This window comes from Microcosmobacter mediterraneus (genome assembly GCF_031846265.1).
In the GTDB taxonomy this organism is placed as follows: domain Bacteria; phylum Bacteroidota; class Bacteroidia; order Flavobacteriales; family Flavobacteriaceae; genus Microcosmobacter; species Microcosmobacter mediterraneus.
Map to the genome: position 1 here is coordinate 14,717 of NZ_JAVRIA010000003.1, position 25,036 is coordinate 39,752.

Here is a 25,036-nt window from a genome sequence, read left to right on the forward strand (position 1 = left end):
ATGTACTTATGCAATTACTAGTTATCAAAAATAGGGTTTTATTCTGTTTCTTAATGCTTATTGCCTGTGGTTCTAAATCCAAAAATGATATCGCTGCCAATAACGAGGTTGTTAATAATATCAAGGAGAATAAAACTATTGTAGTTGGTGCCAACAGAACATCAGAGTATTTATCATTATTAAAAGGTAAGCGTGTTGGTATTGTTGCCAATCAGACGAGTGTTATTTTTAAGAGCACAGATTCTATTTTTGAAGTTGATCCTGAGACAAACAAACCTATTCTATACGAAACTCAGGAAGTCTATACACATCTCGTAGATTCGTTACTAGACCATAATGTTAATATTAAAAAAGTATTTTCTCCTGAACATGGTTTTAGAGGTAAAGCAGATGCAGGAGAATTGGTTAAAGATGGTATCGATACCAAAACAGGATTACCAATTTTGTCATTACATGGAAAGCATAAAAAACCATCAAAAACACAACTTGAAAATCTAGATATTATGATTTTTGATATACAAGATGTTGGTGTTAGATTCTACACCTACATTTCTACATTACATTATGTTATGGAAGCTTGCGCAGAACAAAACATTCCACTTCTAATTTTGGATCGTCCAAATCCTAATGGTAACTATGTGGATGGTCCTGTTTTAGAAAAGGAACACAGTAGTTTTTTAGGTATGCATCCTATTCCTTTGGTTCATGGAATGACCATTGGAGAATATGCTAAGATGATAAATGGTGAAGGTTGGCTTAACAATGCTTTAAAATGTGATATTATTACTGTAGAACTACTAAATTACACTCATAATAGTACTTACAGCTTACCAATACGACCGTCGCCAAATTTACCGAATGATCAATCCATAACTCTATATCCAAGTTTAGGTCTATTTGAAGGTACCAATGTAAATGCAGGCAGAGGAACTGAATATCAGTTTCAACGTTATGGAGCGCCATTTTTAGATCAAAACCATTATGAATTTAACTATACTCCAATTCCAAATTTTGGATCAAAATACCCTAAACATCAAGATAAGATTTGCTATGGTGTAGATTTATCTAACATTGAAGCTAAACGGCAATTCACTTTAAAATACATCTTGGATGCTTATCACAACGCTACAGATAAATCTAAGGTATTTAATATGTCTAATTTTACCACTCATGCAGGAACTGCAGAGTTGCAACAACAAATTGAAAGCGGTCTCAGTGAAACTGAAATTAGACTAACCTGGAAAGAAGAATTGTCTAATTTTAAAAAAATAAGAGCTACGTATTTACTTTATGATTAGTTAGAGCTAGTCTCTGCAAGAGTTACCTCAGCAGTACTTATATCTATAGATTCTCTTCCAAAAACTTTAACTACAAAAACTATTCTAACAGGTGATTGCACTACAACAAAAACATGCTTACCAACTGACAATTCTCTTAATGGAACTTTAAAATCTGTTGCATTTACAGTGTAACTTAGCTCGCGTTTAACGGCTCTATTTATAGAGTACACATAGTTGATTTTCTTATCACTTTTTAAGATTAGTGTATCTTTTGTAGTGTTAAGGTCATGATATAAGCCATCTGCTCTAATATTAAAGTTTTTTTCAATTTTGGCGTAAGATGTTTGTGCTAAAATCGGTTGTGTAAAAACACCGAAAACGGCTAAAAGGATAATCTTGTTATGTAGTTTCAAATTTGCGCTATTAAGTTCAACATTGATGAACTCAACAGGTATTTTTTAGCCCTCAGTTGTGAAAGTAGATACTTTTCCTACAAAACTCAAGATTTATTCTATGAACGACTTAAAATACTCGAAGAACAGCAAAATAATGTTAATAACATTGTTAATAACCTAGCTTTTTATGAGTGAGATTAAAAGATCTGGATAATCAGTAATAATACCATCAACAGAAAAATCTATCATTCTTTTCATATCATCTATATCATTAACTGTCCAAGGTATTATTTGAATTCCTTTTTCTTGGTATTGTTCAATAATTGAATTATCTAAAAGCTCAAAATATGGACTTATAATTTCTGGAGTATAACTCAACTTTAAAAATTTTAGATCTATATTTTCATCTTCATCAACCAATAATGCTACTTTCATCTTAGGATCTTGTTTTTTAATTTCTTCTAGAATACGTAAGTCGAAAGATTGTAGATTACACCGTTTACCAATTTTATATTGCTTTAATTCCTCTAATACCAAGTTTACAAATACTTCTGGTTTGGGAGTATAGATATCATCATATTTTGGCTTGGCTTTTAATTCAATATTATATTTAATATCAGGATTTAAAGCTTCTGCCATTTCAAAAACTTCTGATAATAGTGGTTTATAAACGGATTGTAATTGCTGATCTGGAAAACGTGGATGAGTTTTGGTTCCGCAATCAAATTGTTTAATACTATCATGAGACATTTGATATAAATTAAATTGCATATCATCATGTTCAAGTATTGGCTTCCCAGTTGGCATCTTGCAGATGGTTCGGCTCATAAAAGGCTCATGAGAGACTATAACCTGGTTATCATTTGTCACTGCGACGTCGAGCTCCAAAGTATGAACACCTAGCTCTATAGCTTTTTTAAATGCTGGTAGGGAATTTTCTGGCAACAATCCTCTGCAACCTCTATGACCTTGAACATCTATCATTGTATTGGAGTTACAACTTACAAGTAACACTAAAATAAATAGAATTTCATTATTTCTCCACATTAGAAATGGTCGTTGGCTTTGCATATTTTTGAAATGGTTGTCTAAGCAGTTCAACAATATTGCTGTTTTTTTCTTCATCAGGGAAAACATCAACACCATAAACTAATTTATCTCTATCAATTTCCATATAGGTCCCTAGAAGTCTATCCCAAATAGAAAATATATTTCCGTAGTTAGAATCTGTGTAAGGCAACACATAATGATGATGTACTTTATGCATATCTGGTGACACTAATACATAACTGAGTGCTTTATCTATTTTTTTTGGAAGTTTAATATTGGCATGATTAAACTGTGTTGCAATTAAAGACATGGATTGATATAGCATAACAATGGCAATTGGAGTACCAATTATAAAAACTCCAAGTAATGTAAACACAAATCTAATGACACTCTCTAATGGATGATGCCTGTTAGCTGTTGTAGTATCTACGTTATGATCACTATGATGCACCAAATGGACCATCCATAATGGTTTAACTTTATGCTCAACGTAATGCGGTAGATAGGCACCAATAAAATCCATTAAAAACACTCCAAAAAGTACGTATAACCACAATGGCATTTCTGGCAACCAATTTATGATTCCAAAATCATTAGCCATAACCCAATCTGCAGATTTTAATAATAAGAATGCTAAAGCAAAATTGACAATAATAGTGGTTAAGGTAAAAAACAGGTTAGGTAAAGCATGCTTCCATTTTTTATACTTAAAATTAAATAAAGGCACAGCACCTTCAATAAGCCAAAATAGTGTAAGACCGCTAACTAATATTAAACTTCGGTGAGATGAAGGAATCGTTTCAAAATAATGGATTATAGTTTCCAAGGTAGTATTAGTTTTTATTCATTATCAAAGTTACTTTTTTTAAATCTACTAAAGAAACTTTAGATCGCCAAGCTTCCATACCATCTGTGTTTTTTAATAAAGCATATGCTGTAAAATTTAAGAGATTAAATAATGATTTGTTAGCTGATGCTACACCTTCTTCTCCAAAATCTTTTAGCACTCTAAGGAGTTTTTTAGGTTTATCTCTTAAAGCCCATTCAAACTGGCTTAGTAGATTACACTTTTGCAACAAAATAGCTTGCTGATTTTGCGCTTCACTTTTTGCAAATCCTTTAGCTTCGTTTATATAAATAGATGCTAAGTCTATAAGCTCTCGTTCAATATCTTTGTTTCTAACTATTGCTAAATCTAAATATTTTTTAGCAAGTCTATAGGCTGTAACAAAATTCTGTTTTTTAGCATAGCTTTTAAGCTCCTCTCTTAAAAACTTAGTATTTATGGCATAGGTTTTTAGAATTTTTTCCCAATTAAATCCAAACTCTTCATTAAAATAGGCTCTACTATTTAAAATATTACCATTAGCATCCATAATCTTTACACTATCGTCATTAAATTTATCGATATATCTGGTAGATCGTTTTCCTTCAATTTCAGATAGCAAATCTTCATAGAATGTCTCACTAATTACTACTGGTACAAAATTTTCCCATAAAATTTCACTAATAACTTCATTATCGAGTATACTAACATATTCCCTTCTACTTAAACCTTCTACGCGTATCAAAGTTTGAAAATCTAAAGCTGCACCTTCCCACATAACAAAAAGCATTTTGTCTTGAGCTAAGGCTAATTTTTTAGCAAAGCTTAATGAAGTCATCCACTCATAATCTTGAGCAAAACTAAAACTGTAGACAACTAGAAACAGGGATACTACTATTTTTCTCATAAGCCAATATTTTCTGAATAATGTATCAAAAATCGAGCCTTAACTATCATTTATAATTTAATTCTATTTTTCATGGCTTCAACAATATTAAATGCTGCAGGACAAATGGCAACATTTTTTAATGTAAGATTAGAAATTTGCTGAAACTTTTTACGATCTGTATGGGGAAACTCTCTACATGCTTTAGGTCTAACATCGTAAATAGAGCAATAATTATCGGCACCTAAAAAGGTGCATGGTACAGATTGCAATACATAATCATTATCCTCATCTAGTTGTAAATATTGCTCTATAAATTGCTGCTCTTTTATTCTAAAATATTTAGAAATACGAAGAATATCTTTATCAGTAAATAAAGGGCCTGTGGTTTTACAACAATTGGCACAGTCTAAGCAATCTGTACGTTCAAATTCCTCATCATGCAGCTCTTGCATGGTATAATCTAATTGCTTTGGTGGTTTTTTACTAAGCTTCTTAAAAAACGTTTTATTTTCATTGTGTTTTTCTTTGGCTAATTTGGGTAAATTATTAATAAGGTCTTGCATATTGTAAAGTTAGCTAAAGTTATTGATATCTTTAAGAAAAGACAACACCACCACAAAACAATTTGTAACATTTTACTATCTTCATGCACCAATAGTTAACCAACCCATCTACAACCATCAACCTAAGTTACTTTCAACTCAGAAAGTGAATGTTTAAATTTTTTCGCCGTATTCGTAAAGATCTAATATCTAACGGTAAAACCAGCAAATACTTCAAATACGCTATTGGTGAAATTCTGCTTGTTGTCATTGGAATTTTAATTGCGCTTAGCATTAACAATGTCAACGAAGCAAAAAATAACGAAGCGCGCTTAGTAAAAATACTTAAAGAAATTCGCCAAGATTTGGAGAATGATGTGGTTGCAGCTCAAGGTCGATTAAAGGCAGGTAATGAAATGGACTCACTCTGTAATCTTGTGCTTGATGAAAAAATAACACAACAAGACTACATCGACAGAGGCGATAGTGATGATTTGTTTTGGATTGGCTTACAATTTTGGTCTTTCGATTTTCAAAAAACAGCATTTAATAAGTTTGAAAATTTTCAAGGGGTTATCCCAGAACACTATGATGTTCTTTTAGAAGACATTAATAATTACTACAACGTTACAGGTAAATTGCATAATGATGTTTACGCAATTTTTAGACAACAAATAATGGATAGACACGACTACCTCGCCAATAATATGGATTGGTACTATTTAATGCGAAAAAGTAAGCATACACCAGAAATGATAGATTTTTATCTCAACAATCCCATGTATAGAAATTGGGTGTCACAGCATAGGGCAGATAATATAAATGGTAAATACGGAACCGTCAATGATTTACATAATAAGGGTATTGGGCTTATTTTTAAAATCACGGACATTCTGCAAGACGACTATAAACTAGATAATCCTGAAGTGGTAAAAAAAATGGGGAAACCTAGAGACGACCTATCTCAATATTCGGGGAAGTACAGTATAGAAAAATTCGACAATCAAATAGAAATCAGTCATGTTGCTGGCCATTTATTTGCCAATATGCAATGGCACTTAAAAACTATAGAAAAAGATTCGTTTACCTCCTTTGAAGACCCGAATTACCACTACAAATTTAAGAGAAACCAAAACAAGATTATTGGCATACAGATGTATCATCTTAAAGACTCAACACGAAGCGGTTATTGGAAAAAAGAACCTAATGATTAAATTCTTCCGTCATATTCGTCGCTCACTAATCCAAGAAAATAGGACTGAACGTTTAGAAAATGTCCAGTGGACATTTTTAGTGAAAGTGCCAGCTTGCCGCGTTGGAATTAAATATTATAAACATGATTAAGTTTTTTCGTAAAATCAGATATGACCTCATGAAACAAAATAAGATGTCAAAATACTTTAAATACGCCATTGGTGAAATCCTACTCGTCGTTATGGGGATTTTAATAGCCTTACAAATTAATAATTGGAATGAGCGACGCAAGGAAACAAATAGCGGAAATCAATTTTTAAAAAACATTCAAAGTGACCTCGAACAAGACATTTTATTAGCAGATAGTGTTCTTAAAATAAACAGCCAATCGTTCAGTATTATTAGTAGCATAGACTCAATTTTTCATAGTCAAAGTTATTTCGAAGCCGAAAAATACGAACAGCTTTTTGGTGTACCTGACACCTTACTTTTTAACATTGTATTTTATCGTGATCCTTCATTTAGATCAATTAATAGTTCCTATAAATCACTCATTGCAGATGGTAAATCAGGATTAGTTAAGAATCGTCAATTATTTCAAGAAATTCAACAACTCTATAACGAAAATCACGAGCGACTTTCCAGCACTTACGAAGTCATTAAAAATTTAGAAGAACGTATTGGTTGGGCATATCCTATTGAAAAAATGCGTTGGTCGTATGCCGATTTAAAAGGTGCAAAGGATAAAAAAATCTTTGCTGACCTTATTTCGTTAACCGAACAAAAATATTGGTATGCCCTAAATTTAATTAGAGTGAAAAACAGAAGCCAAGAAGTAATTTCGTTAATTGATAAAGAACTGGCGCAATGATAAAATTCTTCCGTCATATTCGTCGTTCACTAATCCAAGAAAATAGGACTGAACGTTTAGAAAATGTCCAGTGGACATTTTTAGTGAAAGTGCCAGCTTGCCGCGTTGGAATTAAATATTATAGACATGATTAAGTTTTTTCGTAAAATCAGATATGACCTCATGAAACAAAATAAGATGTCAAAATATTTTAAATACGCCATCGGCGAAATTCTACTTGTAGTTATTGGGATTCTGATAGCACTTCAGATTAACACGTGGAACACGAAAAGATTAGATAGCTCAAAGGAAACTGCAATTCTTAAAGAATTACATAAGGAGTTTTTAGATAATAAAATTCAGTTTGATAGTGTTAAGTCGGTTCATACAAGGTCTATAAAATCTCTTAATACCATTATTGATGCTATGCCTCTAACCAAAGAAAAGGTATTTAACTTAATGGATGCTTTCGAGAATGCTCTACATACGTTTACCTTCAATCCTTCCAGTGGTGTTGTAAACTCTTTGATTGCTTCTGGGAATTATGAACTTATTAAAAATGATACCTTACGAAATTATTTGGTGACTTGGAAGGATGTGTATCAAGACTTTTTAGAGGAAGAGCTTAACCATCAAAAATACAGGTATGATTTTATGGATCCGCATTCTGCAGAGCACACAGATTTAATTATGTTTAAAAAAGGTGATCAAGAAGCTATAGATTATTCTTTAGACTATATAATATCTCGTGAATTTAGAGGTCATCTCACTGTTATTAAAGGAAGACTTCAAAATATAATAACCGACTTAGAAAAAAAGACTTTAGAAAATCATATAAACGAAATTATTAGACTAACCCAGACCAATGATTAAATTTTTCAGACATATTCGTAAATCATTAATTGAAAAGAACAAAATGGGAAAGTACTTTAAATACGTGATTGGCGAAATACTGCTAGTCGTAATAGGCATTTTGATTGCACTACAGATTAACAATTGGAATGAAGACCAAAAATCGGCAAAGCAAGAAAAAACATATTACTGCAAAATTTCTGAAGATTTACAAGTAGATATTAAAAATATTGATAGCGCATTGGTCTCTATTGATATACGTTTAGAAAGGACAAAAAAATTCATGAAAAACCTTTTAAAAATACAAGACGATAAAGCGGTTATATTCAAGGATTTTATACCAACATTTAGGTATTACAAATTCCTTCCAACCAAAGCAGCTATTGTAGACATCACGTCATCTGGTAAACTTGAAAAGCTAAGAAATCAACCCTTAAAAAAAAGTATTTTGAGTCATTACACAGAACAAGAAAATGCTTTAAAAATTGTCGATATTAATTATAATAAATTAGTTGACAAACTCTTCGATTTAGAAAAATTTGCAGATTTTGGGTTTCAGGAAGTACCTCAATATCAAAATATATTTGATGCTGAATTGCAAGAATTATTAACCAGTAAACAATGGCAAGAAAATCCGGACAACGAACTATTTATAAAGATTAAAGATGTAATGATTTTAAATATGATTCAGGGCGAACGAGAAAAAGAGCTTCTTAAAGGCATCAAAGCCGATGCCGAAGAATTAAATAGTTTATTAGTTGAAAACTGTAATTGACATGATTAAGTTCTTTAGACATTTTAGAAAATCATTTTTAGATAATAACCAAATGGGAAAATACTTTAAATATGCTATAGGTGAAATCTTGTTAGTTGTCATAGGTATTCTGATTGCACTTCAAATCAACAATTGGAACCAAAATAGAATAGCTGACAACTATGAGAAGAACGTACTATTAGAATTAGAAAAAACACTTACTAATGATTTAGATTTTTTCAACAATTTAGAAGATCGTGTAAAGCGAAAAGATACGGCTATAGATAATTTAATATTTGCAAGACAAGGTAAAAAGAAGTTTAGCGATATAGAACTTAAGAATAGTATTTGGTGGGCCAATTCTGGTTTATTATTCTCTTATAATAAAGGACCTTATGAAACTTTAAAATCGAGTGGTTTGGACAAAATAAAATCAGACTCATTAAGAATTAGTATCACCAGTCTTTATGAAGTTACCTTGCCAAGAGTTGAGGCTTTTATCCAATATGCTGAAGAAGATTACGTCTCATTAATAGAAGAAGAAAATAGAAAATTAAAAGAACAAGGTTTTTACAGTGAGTATTTTGAGCTTGGAAAAAATGATGAAGGTCATGAAGGCTTTTATATTAGAACAAACTATGATTTAAATAAATATCTTAATGAGCCATCCTATGACGAAATGCTAAAATTACAAGCTAAATTCAAAAAGGACAATTGGAGTACTATGCTATATGCTCAAAAAGAAACACAGGAATTATTAGAAAAAGTAAAATTAGAGCTAAAAGAACGATTTAATGATTAAATTCTTCCGTCATATTCGCCGCTCACTAATTAACCAAAACAACATGGGAAAATACTTTAAATACGCGATTGGTGAAATCTTATTAGTTGTAATTGGGATTCTAATTGCACTACAGATTAATAACTGGAATGAAAATAGAAAACTAGAACACAGTAAACACAAGCTCATGCTCGCCTTAAAAAAAGAATTGGTTAGTAATAAAAATGAGTTAGATAATTACCAACTAGGAATACATAAAAGTAATAGCAAATTTAATAAAGTACTTCTTTACTCTGTAGGAGATTATTCCATTCCTATTGATAGTCTTAAGTACTATCTATCAGAAATGATTTACGGTAGAACATTATTAATATTAAATTCCGTTCAGGAAGAAGCCATTAACTCCGGTAAGTTTGAAATGTTAAGTGATAGCTTAAAGCAGAATCTTTCTGTACTAAAAGATTATACCAATTCCAGAAATACAATTAGCGATAGAAGTACTAATATGTTTAATCTTGATAATGATAATGAGTCAGTTAATTTAATGGCTAGATTATATATGCTTCCTGTAATTCCTGAAGAATTTTTAAGTCATCCGTTAATTCCAACACATCCTGAATTTTTATTAAGCGATATCGAACTATCTGCTCTTGTCAAAGATCCTGAAACTTATTTAACATTAAATAAAATATATCTAATATATGCAGCCGATGAAGTTTGGATTAAATATGGTTTATTAAGACTTACTAATGAAACCATTGCATTAATTGACCGAGAATTAAAGTAATAATAAATCATGATTAAATTTTTTAGACATATAAGAAAATCTATGATTAACCAAAACAGAACTAAAAAGTATCTGCTCTACGCTATTGGCGAAATTCTGCTTGTAGTTATTGGGATTCTAATTGCACTACAGATTAATATCTGGAATGAAAACAGAAAAGATTTAGAACAAGGCAGTATTTTAATGAAAGAACTCCTTAATGAGTTTGAGTTTCATGTAAAAACCTTTGACTGGGCTTTAGATATGCAAACAGAGAGCTACGAAAGTCAGAAAACTATTTTCGGTGTTAAAGATTTAAATAGTCTAAGTGCAGATAGTTTATTTAACTTCTTTGGTTTTTCTAATATTGATGTAAATATAACCTCCAATACTTATGAAAAAATTAAAAACCAAGGCATAGGAACACTATCTCAAAATGACTCACTAAACAAAGCAATAAATAACTGTTTAATGGGATCTGTAAAATTATACAACAGGCGAATTGATTATTACTTAGAGCGCGAAAAAATATATCTAAATCATATTAGAGAATCCAATATTGAATTCAACTTTGATTTAATTAAAGGTATAGAAACAATACCTGAAGAGGAAATTAAACAAGATATAATTAACTTCATTAAATTACCTAAAACTAAACTTCTAATTCAGCAAAACTATAAAGATAAAGAAAGTGCTATAAATTTTATTATTGATTATAAAAAGTATTGGTTAGAATTGATGAAAGCCATTCATAAGGAGCTCAAAGTAAAAGAGCCTAATTTAGAGCCTTTGCCAAAATTTGAAGACTATTTAGATTATAAAATTAACTGATGATTAAATTCTTTCGTCATATTCGTCGTTCACTCTTAAACGAAAACAAAATGGGTAAATACTTTAAATACGCCATCGGTGAAATTTTACTTGTGGTGATTGGAATTTTGATAGCTCTGCAGGTAAATAATTGGAATGAAAAACGCAAACAAAGTGATTATGAAAAACAACTATTGAGTCAATTAAAATTAGATTTTAATCGTAATATTAATGACATAAAATTCAACATAAAATTACAGAATAGAATAATCAATTCTTCTAAACTCATCTTACAACACTTAGAGAACAAACAACCATATCATGATTCTTTAAGTGCACATTTTGGAACTACTGTTTTATGGACCAAATTTATTGTCAATGAAGGTGCTTACAAGTCCATAGAATCTCAAGGTTTAGACATAATATCTGATTTAGAATTGCGCGATTTAACCTTTAGAATATTTGAAGACAAACTCAATTGGTTAAGACAAATGGAAAATACCATTATAGATCTTACAGAAGATTTTCGCAAAGGAGAAGCAGCCAAATACTTTACGGCCTTAAATCCAATTGTAATTAAAGATGGGAGATTTGCAGATGGTTGGGCGCAACTAATAGATTATCCTATGTTACTTTCAGAAGAAGGGCAATCGTATATACTTTACCTAAATACTGTTATAAACGAAACAGAAATTTTACTATCAATAACAAAAAGCTATTTAGATGAACATGAGCAAGGAATTACAAAGATTGATTCTATATTAAATTTTACAGCCAATGATTAAATTCTTCCGTCATATTCGTCGCTCACTAATTAACCAAAACAAAATGGGAAAATATTTTAAATATGCTATTGGCGAAATTCTGCTTGTTGTTATTGGAATCCTCATTGCATTACAGATTAATATTTGGAACCAGGAAAAAAATAACGAACAAAAAGTCATAAATACGCTTAAGCAAATACAAAAAGATCTACTAAACGATTTGCAAGAAGCACAGTATTTCTCAGATAGCTGGGAACGAGACGATAAAATGTTAACGCATTTTTTCAAGGCCTCAAAACCAGAAAAATACTTTAGAGATAACATTTCTGATTTTGCTTTTATAGGTCTTACGACACATAGATTTGTGCAGAATAAACAAGGGTATAATCGGTTAAATGAACAAATAGAGATTGTGCCACCAAAATACGATGATGTCTTAAATAAACTAAGTAGGCTATATAATGAACGTTCAACATATTTATTTGAAAATCAAGACGTTTTTAACGCGCAAGTACAAGACTATAGAAATTACCTTTATGACAATGTAGAATGGATGGAGAATTTTGATATAAATAACGAAGAGGTCTTCAATTATTATTATTCATCGAATAAACACCGAAAAAGTCTCGTAAAAATTCGGGCCAATCTTAATAGATATAATAATCAGTTTTCGGTAGTTAAAGATCAGTCTTTGCTCTGTTATTTGGCTATTAGAGCTATTATAAATGACAGATCCGAATATCCTAATATTATTAAAAGTTTTGGATTAGAATATTCTAACAACAACATAGAAGATTTTATTGGTAGTTACGGTTTTAAAAGTGATAGTCTAGCCTTAAACTTTATGGAGATAAAATACAATGTCTTATTCTGGTCTAGTCCAAATCAACGCGAACTATACACTGAAGGATTCATTTTAAGAGAATATGGTAAAGACTCCTTAGGGTTTGTCTCTTCTAATATTTACCCAATGAAGTTTATCAGAGATGCCAATAATAAAGTTACCGGCTTTAAGGGCTTTAATAGTAATGACTCAACAGATGGTGTAGAAGCTATAAAACTAGACTAATGCTTAAATTCTTTAGACATATTAGAAAATCATTATTAGAACAGAATAAAATGGGTAAATATTTTAAATACGCTATTGGCGAAATTCTGCTTGTAGTTATTGGGATATTAATAGCACTTCAGATTAACAATTGGAATGAAAAAAATAAAAGTAGGACAAAGGAAAATGTGATTTTAACAAATTTCAAAGAAGATCTAAATTCTGATTTAGTGAAGTTAGAAGCCCTCAAAAAAGCATTTCAGCTTAGAGTGGAATCAAAAAAAATATTTGAATCCGTTTATCAAAACAAAGCTAAAGAACCTGTTTCGCTATCTCAAGCATTTAAAAATCAATATGTAGAGCTGTTAATTGGCTTTTCACCAAATACAATTACTATAGACGAAATAAAAAATAGTAGTGGTATGGCGATTATTTCTTCAACTGAATTAAGAAGACAATTAGTAACCTTATATAACACCTACGATATTTTTATAACAAAACTAAAGATAGGTTTTACAAAGAATCAAGAATTATTAGATTATGTGAGTTACCATTTTGATAATGTTTTAGAGCCAACAGATTCAGAAATTAATAAAATGTTAAACGACAAATATTTTATTAATCAAATAATTGCTAATTATTCCTACGGGCTTTTGGAAGAAACAGTCATAAATTATAATCTGTGCATGGAAACTTTAAACATGTTAGAAAAACAATTAAAATGATCAAATTCTTCCGTAAAATTAGATATAACCTTATGAGTGAAAACAAAACAGGCAAATACTTTAAATATGCTATTGGCGAAATACTTCTTGTTGTAATCGGAATTCTAATAGCACTTCAAATAAATAATTGGAACCAAAACCGTCTGGAAAAGGTAAAATCTTTAGAGTATCACAAAAGGATGGTAGAAGAATTAGATTTGATGATACAAACCTTTAAATGGGACTCTACTCGAGGCCATAATATGACTAAACGTTTAATTTCTTCAGTTAATAGTTTGGAAAAAGAAACTATATCACAAGAAGAACTAGACACTTTGGAATACAGCTTAAAAAATTATTTTCAATTTGTTAGAATAGACAATACCTTAAACACGTTCGAAGAGATAAAAAGTTCTGGCGATTTAGGGTTAATTTATAACAAGGACTTACGTAAATCTATCAGTATGTTTTTAACAAGGTTAAACGCTATAAGTAAAATATATGACCAATTGGCAAACCAAGTGAATGAATCAAGTCTAATGGATACCTACATTAGAAAACAAGTATACACAGATGCCAAAACAGAAATAGAGTTTAATATTGCTGAGATGAAACAGGATAAAGTCTTAATTAATAAGCTTTCCCGTTTTACTGATAATTGGAAAACTAAAATGAGTTTTTCTACTAGCCTAATCAAATTGGCAACAGAGTTACAATCTAATATTCAATTGGAAATAGACAATGATTAAATTCTTTAGACATATCAGAAAATCATTAATCGAAAAGAATAAAATGGGAAAATATTTTAAATACGCTATTGGTGAAATTCTTTTGGTTGTCATCGGTATTCTGATTGCCTTACAGATTAATAATTGGAATGAAACAAGAAAAGATACTATAAAAGCCAAAAGTTATCTGCTTAACATTAAAGAAGATCTAAAAAAAGATACCACAGCATATAATGCAGCAATTGGTAGCTTAAAATCAACCTTACCAGACACAGAATTTCTTTTGAGTATAAAAGATTTTAAAACCCTTAAATACGACTCACTGTATAATTCATTGCCTACTGTTTATTATGAGATTTCTATAAACTCGCAAACATTTGATAAGCTTATAAATTCAGGAATCACAGATTTGGGTGATGACACGCAATTGTTTGATGACATCAATAATTATTACACCAACATATCTAACAACTACTATTCCGTTAGAAACTGGGATATTAAAGAAACGAATAAAGAAGCGGACTTTTTTTTCAACCAAAGTTTTGAAATACCTAATAGTTACTTTAACTATTATGGTATTAAAACAAATTTTTTCTCTGCAAAATCTCCTGACGAAAATCTCGCTACCTTTTCTAATATGATGCGTAGTGTTGAAGCTAGAAACAAATTAAAGAGTGCCTATTTTAGAAAAAGTAGATTGTTTAACACCTTTGAAGATATCAAAAAAGAGGCAATAAAACTGCTTAATAAAATTGATGAAAAAACACAATGATCAAATTCTTCAGACATATACGCAAAGACCTTATGGATCAAAATAATACTGGAAAATATCTTAAATATGCTATTGGAGAAATACTTCTTGTAGTTATAGGAATTCTTATTGCACTTCAAATTAATAATTGGAATGAAGAAAGAAAAACATCAAAAAGAACTGCCTATTTATACAATCAACTACATAAAGAGTTTAAAAGAGATAGTCTTAACCTTGAAGCGTTTATATATTTAACACGACAGAAAATTACAGGTGGTAATCAAATCAAGAGCTATTTAAAAGGAGAAAATATTGGCAGAGACTCCTTAATTACTAATCTGTTTTTTAATGGTAAAGCACTAATATTTACCAGCTTAACTCCAACTTATAATGAGATTATATCGACAGGACAACTGGCATTAATTAATAATGATTCGCTAAAAGGGTTAATTTATGAGTATAAAGACTATTTAAATAAAGTTAACTCACTTGTGTTTGAAGAATCAAAGAATATAAAAATGGCCTATAACAATTATTTGTATAATTATTTTGAACATGAAATAATGACCAAACTATTTGAAAGCACTAAAGAAGAGGCTTATCCTAAATTAGATTGGTTAGATAATTATGATCATGATTTAGAAGCCTTTAAAAATGATGCTCAATCATTATATCATGTTAATGCAAATACAGGAGCAGATTCAGAGCTACATCGTACTTATACAACCTCTATTATGAATAGATTAGAAAATATATTACATCAATTAAGAGCTGTTAATAAATGATTAAATTTTTCAGACATATTAGACGGTCATTATTAAATGAAAACAAAATGGGAAAATACTTTAAATACGCTATTGGTGAAATACTATTGGTTGTTATAGGAATATTAATAGCGCTTCAAATAAATAATTGGAATGAAAGCAGGAAAATTGAAAACGAAATCAATCAAACTGTAGCAGATTTAGAAAAAGATCTAATAAACAATCATAAAGAAGCGCAACGGGTTTTGAAATTTTATTATAAACTAGATAGTTTAACCAAACTTGGAATTTATAACAAACTAAAAAAAGAAGATTACTACAACAATCAATTCCTTAATTATCTTACCACTAACTGGTATCAATTTCGACCAAAAACTAGCAACATAATTAAATTAATAGACTTCGAAAAAGATGCTAAAGCAGAATACAAGCCTATTATTGAGGCAGCCAAATTATTGAGAGATCAAAAGATAGATTTAGATAGTAACTGGGATCATGTAGCCAAAACTGTTAATGACGAAATGGAATTTAATAGCAAGTACCTTTTTACTTTAGCTAAGGACAGTATTAATAAAGCTGCAAAAATTGATTACTTTTTAAATGATCCTGAATATGAAAAACGGCTTTCAAAAAGCTGGGCTATTAATCAGGTCTATTACGATAACGTATCTAGATATTTGGCTCTAAATCTTGGAACTTTATTACACATTAAACAGATAAATAGTGATTTCGATACTGCTAAAATTAAACAGGTATTTGCAGAATATAATATGAGCCCATTTAAAAATGCAGATTGTTCAGAATCTTTAAGCACTGCGCCTCAATATAAAATGTATAGAGCTTCACATCTACTAGCAAATGTGACCAAAGATACCGTATTTGTAAATATCCACTTTGATAAAAAAAGAACATCTCAACACATATTAGAACCTTACCAAACAGCTAGAAGTAACAGCTATTTTCTGGGCATAGATGGGAGCCAAAATGCATTATATGAACAAATTGATAAACAAGGTAATTGCATAAGGAAATTTAAGGCTGTACAACATGGTTATTTAATTATAGATTAACACATGATCAAATTCTTCCGTCATATTCGTCGTTCACTAATTAATCAAAATAAGATGTCAAAATACTTTAAATACGCCATCGGCGAAATATTATTGGTTGTAATAGGAATATTAATAGCACTACAGATTAACAATTGGAATGAAAATCGAAAACAAAATAATTTACGAAAAACGCTTACCACATCAATACAAGAAGACCTAAAAGCAGATATAAATTACTTAAACAAATACACTAAAAGGGTGGATACTCTTTTTCAAACTTTAAAAGATCAATCTGCATATGTTAATCGTATTTCATACAGTATAGACTCTTTGGTACATTTTTTAAAAAATGATATTAATATATTCATAGTTTCATTTAAAGGTTTTAACAATACAACCTATGAGTCGATGAAGACTTCTGGTCAATTAAATGTATTAGACGAATTATTAAAAAAACAACTCTATGAACTTTATATTTTACAGAATGTAGGTCGAGAATCATATATTAGTTCAAGGAATGACTATTTTGATGAAATAGAAAATATTGTTGCGTCTTATCCAATTCCTGTACCATTTTCATTTATAAAAAAATCGCCTCACAATGAATTTCTATGGGATAATCTAAACAAGAAAGATTTATTGCTAAAACTTAACTCTTGGGGCAGTTTAAAGGCTAATTTTTTCAGAACTACTAATAGTGACTTTAAAGAAATTTTGGACAAAACCAAGGCTATTTTACAAATGATAGAAGAAAACCATGACTAAAGATCTATTCGGAAAGGCCTTATTAGACTATCACAAAGGAAATTACACAGAAGACCTTATCACCTCTACCAATATATCTGATGAAGACGTCTTGCCACTTCCCTATTTATTTAGAGCTTATTCCGAGATGCCAAAGCTAGAAAAAAAAGCTTTGCAACTTTGCAAAGGTAATGTTCTCGACGTTGGTTGTGGATCAGGAAGTCATAGTTTATATCTTCAAGAAAAGGGATTTAAAGTAAAGGCCATAGATAACTCCAAAGGTGCTATTAGAGTTGCTGAGCAACGTGGTGTTTTGCATACTGAACTAAAACCATTATTAGAAGAAACTGATACCTTTGATACTATCATGCTACTTATGAATGGTACTGGGATTTTTCAAACACTTGAACAGACACCTAAATACTTAAATCATTTAAAAACAATACTTAATCCTAATGGTCAAATTCTTATTGACTCTTCAGATATAAAATACATGTACCAAGATGATGATGGTGGTTATTGGTTAGATATGAACGCCAACTATTATGGAGAACTAGATTATTTTTTAAGCTATAAAGGTGAAAAAGAAACACCTATAAAATGGTTGTATCTAGATTTTGAAACCTTAAAAACAGCTTGCGAAACCATTGGTCTAGATTGTGAGAAGATTATGGATGGTAAACACTATGATTATTTGGCTAAACTATCGATTTAAAATTTTACGAGTCTATATCGATTATTTTTAAAAACAAATTGTCTTTCACTTAAAAATTTAAGTTCATCAAAAACGCTACCAAACTTTGCTTTAGTTTCTATTCCTATACTATAGCAATCGTCAAAGTATTCTATCGCTAAAGTAGCTTTATCTCTAAACGCCAAATCGTATTTACTGCCTGGACGATTGTTAACAAAATCTAAATCTTCTAAAGTTTCAAGTAGTGGCTTATTGTTTTTATTAAAGGAAATTCTATAGAATTGATTTGATTGAGCATCTGCTATTTTCCAGTTTCCAGAAGCGGTTTCTTTTAAATGCTCTAATGTTTTAAAACAGATCTTGTCTTGCGAATAAGTAAAAGATGAAAAACAAACACCTAAAAATAGAATGATACATTTCATAAATATAAAGACATTTACATTTTTTCTCCAGCAATATAGGTATGTAATACTTTTATTCTTGGAATTTCTCTCTCATTTAGGGTCATGATATCTTTATCTAAGATTATAAAATCTGCAAATTTACCAACCTCAATGCTTCCTTTTTCATGCTCTTCAAAATTAGAATGTGCTGCCCAAATAGTCATGCCTTTTAGAGTTTCTTCTCTGGTTAAACCATTTTCTTTTTGGAAACCACCATCTGGATAACCCTTAGTGTCCTGTCTTGCCACAGCTGCATAAAAGGTTAAAAACGGACTCACTTTTTCTACCGGAAAATCGGTACCTAAGGCCACTGAACCACTTTTGTTTAATAATTCTTTGTAGGCATAAGCACCTTTAACACGTTCTTCACCTAATCGATCACCTGCCCAATACATATCACTTGTAGCATGTGTTGGTTGTATAGAAGGTATGATGTTATCGTTTTCAAAATAACTAAAATCATTATCTGTAACCACTTGCGCATGCTCTACGCGCCATCGTCTATTGTTTTTACTTTCTAATACTTTTTGGTAGGTTTTTAGCACCACTCTATTGGCAGAATCTCCTATAGCATGCGTATTCATCTGATACTCAGAGTTAGCGATACGTTGTGCTAAAGCAGCAAAATCATCAACACCAATAACCATAGCTCCAAAATGGTGGTCTTTATCAGCGTACGGTGCTTTTAAAGCTGCACCTCTAGACCCTAAAGCTCCATCTGCATAAACTTTTACAGATTGTACATTCAGAAAATCTGTTTTTACTTTTCCTTTAGACAAGTAATAATCTAAATTTGCTTTGTTATTAGTAATCATAGCATATACACGCATTTTTAAATCTCCTGATTGTTGCATGTTATCAATGAGCTCTATAACCTGTTTGTTTAAACCAGCATCTGAGACCGTTGTTAAGCCTAAATCAAAACACATCTTTTGCGCATCTAACAGTGCTCTTTTTTGTTCTTGTAGTGTTGGTGAAGGAAACTTAGCCTCTACCAACTCCATAGGATTATCTATGAGAATTCCAGTGAGTTGTCCATTCTCTTTAATGATTTCACCGCCTTCTATCTTGGTTTCATTTGTAATACCAACTAAATCTAGAGCGGCTTGATTACACAACATCGCATGACCATCTATACGTGTTAATGCTACAGGAGTTTCTGGAAATAATTGATCTAATAAATTCTTATTTGGAAATGCTTGAACATCCCAATCGTTTTGATCCCAGCCTCTGCCGATCACAAAGCCTGTATTTCTTTCATTCTGAAACGTAATAACACGTTTCATGACCTCTTCAAAACTTTTAGTACCAACAAGATCTACTCGATTTTTTGAAATACCTAAATTGTAAAAATGACAGTGTGCATCTATAAAGCCTGGTACAATTGTATGACCCTCTGCATTAATAGAATCTATGGCTTCATACTTAGCCTTTAGCTCATTTAAAGGTGCTACATCATAAATTTTACCATCTTTTATTACAAAAGCTTCAGCAGTTTCAAATTCTGAATTTACAGTATAGATATTGGCATTAAAGACTAAAGTATCAACAGATTCCTTATTAGAGCAAGAACACAAAAAGCCTATAGCAACAATTAAAATTAACTTTCTCATTTAATTAGAATTTTGGTTTATAAAAATAAAAAAAGCATTCTACATTAATGCAGAATGCTTTTTTAAGTTGTGTTTTTTATTAATTCAATCTAGCTAAACTTGCTTGTAATGTTTCAATCTTTGCTAGCGTATCGGATTCCTTCTTACGTTCTAAAGTAATCACTTGCTCAGGAGCATTACTCACAAAACGTTCATTCGATAATTTTTTCTGAATACCAAATAAGAATCCTTCAGCACGTTTTAACTCTTTAGTTAACTTCTCTATTTCTTCTTCTACATTAATATGATCCAAAGATATTGGCACAAAGTATTCGTTAGATTTTACTCTAAAAGAGGCACCTTCTACTTTTTCTTCTACCTCAACGATATGCGATGCATTCGTTAATTTTTGAATCACAGCATTATAATCATTTGAAAATGAGTCGTTATTAATAACAAATACTTCAATGGTATCTTTAAAAGCAATATTCTTCTCTTTACGAACAGTTCTCAATCCGGAAATAATTGCAGTAACAACCTCAAAATCCCTAATTAACGTTTCATTAAATGTTGTTTTCTTAGGATACTTAGAAATAATTAAAGCATCTTCTGGTGTTCTCTCATGCAATGTTTGCCAAACTTCTTCAGTTAAAAATGGCATAAATGGATGCAATAACTTTAAGTTATCTTCAAATATACCTATAATGGCATTAAACGTTTTTGAGTCTATAGGTTGTTGATAAGCTGGTTTTACAAGCTCTAAAAATAAGCCACAAAAATCATCATAGATTAACTTATAAATAGCCATTAAGGCATCAGATAAACGATACTTACTATAATGGTCTTCAATGTCTACTAATGTTTTCTGAAATTTGGATTGATACCAATCTATTGCTATTACACTAGATTCTGGCTGCTCAATAGTTTCAGAAACCTCCCAAAGCGTCGTTAAATAAAATGCACTCCATACTTTATTTGCTAAACCTTTACCTTGTTGACATAAGGCTTCATCAAACATTAAATCGTTTCCTGCGGCAGAACTTAACAATAAGCCAACACGTACACCATCTGCACCATAATCTTCTATAAGTTTTAAAGCATCTGGAGAATTTCCTAGTGATTTACTCATCTTACGACGTTGTTTATCTCTTACAAGTCCTGTTAAATATACATTCTCAAACGGTTTTTCATTTTTGTATTCATAACCTGCAATGATCATACGAGCCACCCAAAAGAATAAAATATCTGGACCTGTAACCAAATCATTGGTTGGGTAATAGTATTTAATCTCTTCATTTTCTGGATTGCGAATACCATCAAAAACAGACATTGGCCATAACCAAGAGCTAAACCAGGTATCAAGTGCATCAGTATCTTGACGCAAGTCATTAGTTGTTAGTTTTTGGTTATTAGATTTTTCTATTGCTAGCTTTAAAGCGTCTTCTATTGTTTCTGCAACCACAAAATCTTCTTTTCCATCACCATAGAAATAGGCAGGAATCTGTTGTCCCCAAAGTAGTTGACGAGAAATATTCCAATCTCTAATATTCTCCATCCAATGACGATATGTATTTTCAAATTTCTTTGGAAATAACTTAATATCGTCATCTTCTAACACCGCTTTTATAGCTGGTTTTACTAAGTCTTCCATTTTTAAGAACCATTGATCGCTTAAACGTGGTTCTATAATCGCTTTGGTTCGTTCAGAAATACCAACGCGATTGGTATAATCTTCTATCTTGTCTATTTGACCTAATTCTTCTAATTCTTTTACAATAGCTTTACGCACTTCAAAACGATCTTGACCTTCGTAATGGAGTCCATAACTATTTAGTGTAGCATCTTCGTTAAAGATGTCAATAACTTCTAAATTGTGTTTATCGCCTAAAACCTTATCGTTTTCATCATGAGCAGGAGTTACTTTTAAACAACCTGTACCAAATTCAACATCGACATAGTCATCTTCAATAATTGGTACAACACGATTGTTTATAGGTACAATAGCATTTTTACCTCTAAGGCTTTGATGTCTTGGATCTTCAGGATTTATACAAATAGCACTATCACCCAAAATTGTTTCAGGACGTGTAGTCGCTATCGTTAAGGTCTCGTCTGTTCCTTCTACTTTGTAGTTAACATAATAAAGTTTTCCTTGCTTTTCTATATATTCTACTTCCTCGTCAGACAATGTTGTTTTAGCCTCGGGATCCCAATTAACCATACGATAACCACGATAAATAAGACCTTTGTTATACAGATCTACAAAAACTTTAATTACAGCTTCTGACATGTCATCATCCATGGTGAATTTTGTACGATCCCAATCACAAGAGCAACCCAATTTTTTTAGTTGTTCTAGGATAACTCCTCCATATTCTTCGGTCCAATCCCAAGCATGTTTTAAAAACTCGTCTCTAGTTAAGTCATTTTTATCAATACCTTGCTCTTTTAGCTTTGCAACTACTTTAGCTTCTGTAGCAATTGATGCATGGTCTGTTCCAGGAACCCAACAGGCGTTTTTACCTTCTAATCGTGCACGACGAATTAACACATCTTGGATCGTATTATTGAGCATATGTCCCATGTGAAGTACACCAGTAACATTAGGTGGTGGGATGACAATAGTGTAAGGCTCTCTGTCGTCTGGTTTAGAATGAAAATAATTATGTTTCATCCAGTAATCATACCACTTACCTTCAACTAAGGACGCATCATATTTAGATGGAATGCTCATACTTTGGAATAGTTTTTGAATAATGACTAGCAAAAGTACTTATATTTCTGTTTTATTGAAATTTTTAGATGTAGAAACGTTAATAATATGTTACCATTCATCTAATTAATTTTGACATGCAACAAAAAGTAAGTAGATTTGATTAATCAATTTAAATTTTAAATGATGAAAACTATTTTTACAATTTTATTTGTTGGACTATTAAGTGTTGGAGGTTTTGCTCAAAACAAAGTAGCAAAAATTGAGTTTAAGGAAACAACAATAGATTATGGTACTATTGAAAAAGGTGCCAATGGTATTAGAACTTTTGTATTCACTAATACAGGTGATGCGCCTTTAATAATTTCTGATGTAAAGTCTTCTTGTGGTTGTACAGTGCCAAAGAAACCCAAAGGACCAATATTACCAGGAGAAACTGGAGAAATTGAAGTTAAGTATGACACAAAGCGTGTTAATCCTATAAGAAAAACAATTACCGTTATTTCTAACGCAGACACACCAACAGTTGCTCTAAAAATTAAAGGTTTAGTAATAGATCCTAATAAGACGAGTGTTTTAGAAAAGAAAAGTAAAAGCGTTATGGAACAATAACATTAAGTTATTTTACAGAATAAATGAAAGCTCTCAATTTTTGAGGGCTTTTTCTTTAAATACATCTTCTAGTTTAAACTTAAAGCTCAAGCGTTCTTTTTCTTCTCGTTCAACTGTAACTCTTACTTGCTTACCTGTTCTATCTGTAAAAAAACCATTAGCCTCTTCCAAAGACATATTTTGCGTTGGTTTACCATTGACACTAATAATAATATCATTAATTAATAAACCAGACTCTGCAGCAGGTGAATCTTCTCTCAAATCAACAATAGTAAATGCTGGTTTTAAAACATATCGATAAAAGTCAGAAACTTTAACAGAAGTGCTTTCATCATTTTTACGACCATAACTATCATAACTAACTTTATTAACCTGTTCTCTTACCATTCTATAACCAACCTGTTCTAGCACTATACCACTTTTATTGTAGTAAAATGGTTTATTAAAGTTACTGTTTCTTTTGAGTACAATTTTTTGATTAGGATAATCGAAAATGATATTGAAGCGTTTTAATAATTCGCCTCCAATACTACCATTTCTGGCCTTAAATTTTCTAGCGTAAGAAATAGACACAGAATCAGGAAACGCAACATTGACATCTTCTAAAATAAAGTTACTAAGCCTAAAAGCGTTTACTTTAGAGCGTTTACCGTAAACATTGCCACTTAAACCTTTTCCTAAAAAATCTTTGAAAAAAATGCCATTAAGTGGTTTAATGTTTAATTCATGATCCTCAAAAAGCCACAAGGCATCACTACTACCTGTGTCTAAAAGTAATTTTACTGGTATAGCTTCATCATCAATAGTTACTTGAGCATCAATAAAAGGTTTTCTGTTATCAAAACTAAGTGCAAAAGATCTGCATTTCTTTTTACAATCTTTATAGGTGTAATGGTCTGGATCATAAAGTCTTAAATACTTAGAATTGTAATTTATTTCAACGACATGATCCTTAAAAATATCATAGCCAATGATACCATGCACTTGTACACCTAATCGTGGTGTAAAGTTAATATCACTATCAAAAATGACATAAATATCTTGGTTAACACCAACAGCATTACCTAACTTAACTAAGTTACTTTTAGATTTTAAGGCTTCGATCATACCACCAGAACCTAATCCTCTTAAATAAATTTTTTCTACATCTTTAATTTGTAATGAATCTGTATTCATGAAATTAAAGAGAATAGGTTTACTCACACCAGAGTCTAGTATAAACGATAACTCAACACCATTAATTTCAACTGGAAGGATAATTAAATTTCCAGCAAGTTTAAATCTAATTTTATCACTCTTACCATTAGGAAGATTAAACCTGCTTTGACCATACGAAGAACCAAGACAAAGGATCAGGAAAATTAGATTAATAACTACTAAACTTTTTTTCAAAAAAATTAGGTTTAAACACAATTTACAATTTTTAAGTTTCACGGCG

27 protein-coding genes are annotated in these 25,036 nt (G+C 30.9%); 18 read left to right on the top strand and 9 right to left on the bottom strand.

The genetic code is table 11. The features are described from left to right. Positions 1-8: 8 nt before the first annotated feature. A complete protein-coding gene (locus RM697_RS06465) occupies positions 9-1,298 on the top strand; it encodes an exo-beta-N-acetylmuramidase NamZ family protein (RefSeq protein ID WP_311427053.1) in 1,290 nt (429 codons plus the stop codon). Here the strand turns inward: RM697_RS06465 and RM697_RS06470 are convergent. From RM697_RS06470 to RM697_RS06490, 5 genes are all read right to left on the bottom strand, one after another. After that, positions 1,295-1,693, bottom strand: coding sequence for a hypothetical protein (locus tag RM697_RS06470; protein ID WP_311427054.1), 399 nt, complete (start codon positions 1,691-1,693; stop codon positions 1,295-1,297). The two genes, RM697_RS06465 and RM697_RS06470, sit on opposite strands and share 4 nt — an antisense overlap. A gap of 159 nt (positions 1,694-1,852) precedes the next feature. Then, positions 1,853-2,659 (bottom strand): glycerophosphodiester phosphodiesterase family protein, encoded by an 807-nt coding sequence (locus tag RM697_RS06475; RefSeq protein WP_311427055.1) that lies wholly within the window; start codon positions 2,657-2,659, stop codon positions 1,853-1,855. 49 nt (positions 2,660-2,708) lie between these two features. Then, positions 2,709-3,551, bottom strand: coding sequence for a sterol desaturase family protein (locus RM697_RS06480; RefSeq protein WP_311427056.1), 843 nt, complete (start codon positions 3,549-3,551; stop codon positions 2,709-2,711). 7 nt (positions 3,552-3,558) lie between these two features. Beyond that, entirely contained in the window at positions 3,559-4,458 is a 900-nt protein-coding gene (locus RM697_RS06485; RefSeq protein WP_311427057.1) for a hypothetical protein, read from the bottom strand. A gap of 50 nt (positions 4,459-4,508) precedes the next feature. Then, positions 4,509-5,003: a YkgJ family cysteine cluster protein gene (locus tag RM697_RS06490; protein ID WP_311427058.1), complete on the bottom strand. Its 495-nt coding sequence runs from the start codon at positions 5,001-5,003 to the stop codon at positions 4,509-4,511. A gap of 149 nt (positions 5,004-5,152) precedes the next feature. On the opposite strand from RM697_RS06490, the gene RM697_RS06495 reads away from it, so the two are divergent. From RM697_RS06495 to RM697_RS06570, 16 genes are all read left to right on the top strand, one after another. Next, positions 5,153-6,196 (top strand): DUF6090 family protein, encoded by a 1,044-nt coding sequence (locus tag RM697_RS06495; RefSeq protein ID WP_311427059.1) that lies wholly within the window; start codon positions 5,153-5,155, stop codon positions 6,194-6,196. Positions 6,197-6,318: 122 nt separating this feature from the next. Then, complete coding sequence (locus RM697_RS06500) at positions 6,319-7,047, top strand: DUF6090 family protein (protein ID WP_311427060.1); 729 nt, start codon at positions 6,319-6,321, stop codon at positions 7,045-7,047. 126 nt (positions 7,048-7,173) lie between these two features. After that, positions 7,174-7,899, top strand: a complete 726-nt coding sequence (locus RM697_RS06505) for a DUF6090 family protein (protein WP_311427061.1) — start codon at positions 7,174-7,176, stop codon at positions 7,897-7,899. Further along, a complete protein-coding gene (locus RM697_RS06510) occupies positions 7,892-8,653 on the top strand; it encodes a DUF6090 family protein (protein ID WP_311427062.1) in 762 nt (253 codons plus the stop codon). The genes RM697_RS06505 and RM697_RS06510 overlap by 8 nt, the downstream gene beginning before the upstream one ends. Before the next feature lies 1 nt (position 8,654). Next, the gene (locus tag RM697_RS06515) at positions 8,655-9,434 is read left to right on the top strand and encodes a DUF6090 family protein (protein WP_311427063.1); all 780 of its coding nucleotides are present in this window, start codon (positions 8,655-8,657) and stop codon (positions 9,432-9,434) included. Then, a complete protein-coding gene (locus RM697_RS06520; RefSeq protein WP_311427064.1) occupies positions 9,427-10,200 on the top strand; it encodes a DUF6090 family protein in 774 nt (257 codons plus the stop codon). Before RM697_RS06515 ends, RM697_RS06520 begins: the two co-directional genes overlap by 8 nt. A 9-nt stretch (positions 10,201-10,209) precedes the next feature. Next, positions 10,210-11,010 (top strand): DUF6090 family protein, encoded by an 801-nt coding sequence (locus RM697_RS06525; protein WP_311427065.1) that lies wholly within the window; start codon positions 10,210-10,212, stop codon positions 11,008-11,010. After that, positions 11,010-11,774 (top strand): DUF6090 family protein, encoded by a 765-nt coding sequence (locus RM697_RS06530; protein ID WP_311427066.1) that lies wholly within the window; start codon positions 11,010-11,012, stop codon positions 11,772-11,774. The genes RM697_RS06525 and RM697_RS06530 overlap by 1 nt, the downstream gene beginning before the upstream one ends. Next, entirely contained in the window at positions 11,767-12,822 is a 1,056-nt protein-coding gene (locus RM697_RS06535; protein ID WP_311427067.1) for a DUF6090 family protein, read from the top strand. The genes RM697_RS06530 and RM697_RS06535 overlap by 8 nt, the downstream gene beginning before the upstream one ends. Then, positions 12,822-13,526: a DUF6090 family protein gene (locus RM697_RS06540; RefSeq protein WP_311427068.1), complete on the top strand. Its 705-nt coding sequence runs from the start codon at positions 12,822-12,824 to the stop codon at positions 13,524-13,526. Before RM697_RS06535 ends, RM697_RS06540 begins: the two co-directional genes overlap by 1 nt. Then, positions 13,523-14,254, top strand: coding sequence for a hypothetical protein (locus RM697_RS06545; protein ID WP_311427069.1), 732 nt, complete (start codon positions 13,523-13,525; stop codon positions 14,252-14,254). The genes RM697_RS06540 and RM697_RS06545 overlap by 4 nt, the downstream gene beginning before the upstream one ends. Continuing rightward, on the top strand, positions 14,247-15,005 hold the full coding sequence (locus tag RM697_RS06550) for a DUF6090 family protein (protein ID WP_311427070.1): 759 nt from the start codon (positions 14,247-14,249) through the stop codon (positions 15,003-15,005). Before RM697_RS06545 ends, RM697_RS06550 begins: the two co-directional genes overlap by 8 nt. After that, the gene (locus RM697_RS06555; protein ID WP_311427071.1) at positions 15,002-15,769 is read left to right on the top strand and encodes a DUF6090 family protein; all 768 of its coding nucleotides are present in this window, start codon (positions 15,002-15,004) and stop codon (positions 15,767-15,769) included. The genes RM697_RS06550 and RM697_RS06555 overlap by 4 nt, the downstream gene beginning before the upstream one ends. Beyond that, positions 15,766-16,818 carry a DUF6090 family protein gene (locus tag RM697_RS06560; RefSeq protein WP_311427072.1) on the top strand — a complete coding sequence of 351 codons (1,053 nt, stop codon included), beginning with the start codon at positions 15,766-15,768 and terminating at the stop codon, positions 16,816-16,818. The genes RM697_RS06555 and RM697_RS06560 overlap by 4 nt, the downstream gene beginning before the upstream one ends. A gap of 3 nt (positions 16,819-16,821) precedes the next feature. Further along, positions 16,822-17,565, top strand: coding sequence for a DUF6090 family protein (locus tag RM697_RS06565; protein ID WP_311427073.1), 744 nt, complete (start codon positions 16,822-16,824; stop codon positions 17,563-17,565). Continuing rightward, the gene (locus RM697_RS06570; protein WP_311427074.1) at positions 17,558-18,259 is read left to right on the top strand and encodes a class I SAM-dependent methyltransferase; all 702 of its coding nucleotides are present in this window, start codon (positions 17,558-17,560) and stop codon (positions 18,257-18,259) included. The genes RM697_RS06565 and RM697_RS06570 overlap by 8 nt, the downstream gene beginning before the upstream one ends. On the opposite strand, the gene RM697_RS06575 is transcribed toward RM697_RS06570, so the two are convergent. The 3 genes from RM697_RS06575 to RM697_RS06585 all read right to left on the bottom strand — a co-directional run bounded on the left by RM697_RS06575 (position 18,256) and on the right by RM697_RS06585 (position 23,007). Further along, complete coding sequence (locus RM697_RS06575) at positions 18,256-18,660, bottom strand: hypothetical protein (protein ID WP_311427075.1); 405 nt, start codon at positions 18,658-18,660, stop codon at positions 18,256-18,258. The two genes, RM697_RS06570 and RM697_RS06575, sit on opposite strands and share 4 nt — an antisense overlap. A gap of 14 nt (positions 18,661-18,674) precedes the next feature. Then, positions 18,675-20,294: an amidohydrolase gene (locus tag RM697_RS06580; RefSeq protein WP_311427076.1), complete on the bottom strand. Its 1,620-nt coding sequence runs from the start codon at positions 20,292-20,294 to the stop codon at positions 18,675-18,677. Positions 20,295-20,373: 79 nt separating this feature from the next. Continuing rightward, entirely contained in the window at positions 20,374-23,007 is a 2,634-nt protein-coding gene (locus RM697_RS06585) for a valine--tRNA ligase (RefSeq protein WP_311427077.1), read from the bottom strand. A 165-nt stretch (positions 23,008-23,172) separates the two neighbouring features. Between RM697_RS06585 and RM697_RS06590 the strand changes: the two genes are divergently transcribed. Next, complete coding sequence (locus tag RM697_RS06590; RefSeq protein ID WP_311427078.1) at positions 23,173-23,598, top strand: DUF1573 domain-containing protein; 426 nt, start codon at positions 23,173-23,175, stop codon at positions 23,596-23,598. A 33-nt stretch (positions 23,599-23,631) separates the two neighbouring features. Here the strand turns inward: RM697_RS06590 and RM697_RS06595 are convergent, their stop codons facing one another. Continuing rightward, the gene (locus RM697_RS06595; RefSeq protein ID WP_311427079.1) at positions 23,632-24,990 is read right to left on the bottom strand and encodes an aspartyl protease family protein; all 1,359 of its coding nucleotides are present in this window, start codon (positions 24,988-24,990) and stop codon (positions 23,632-23,634) included. Positions 24,991-25,036 lie beyond the last annotated feature (46 nt).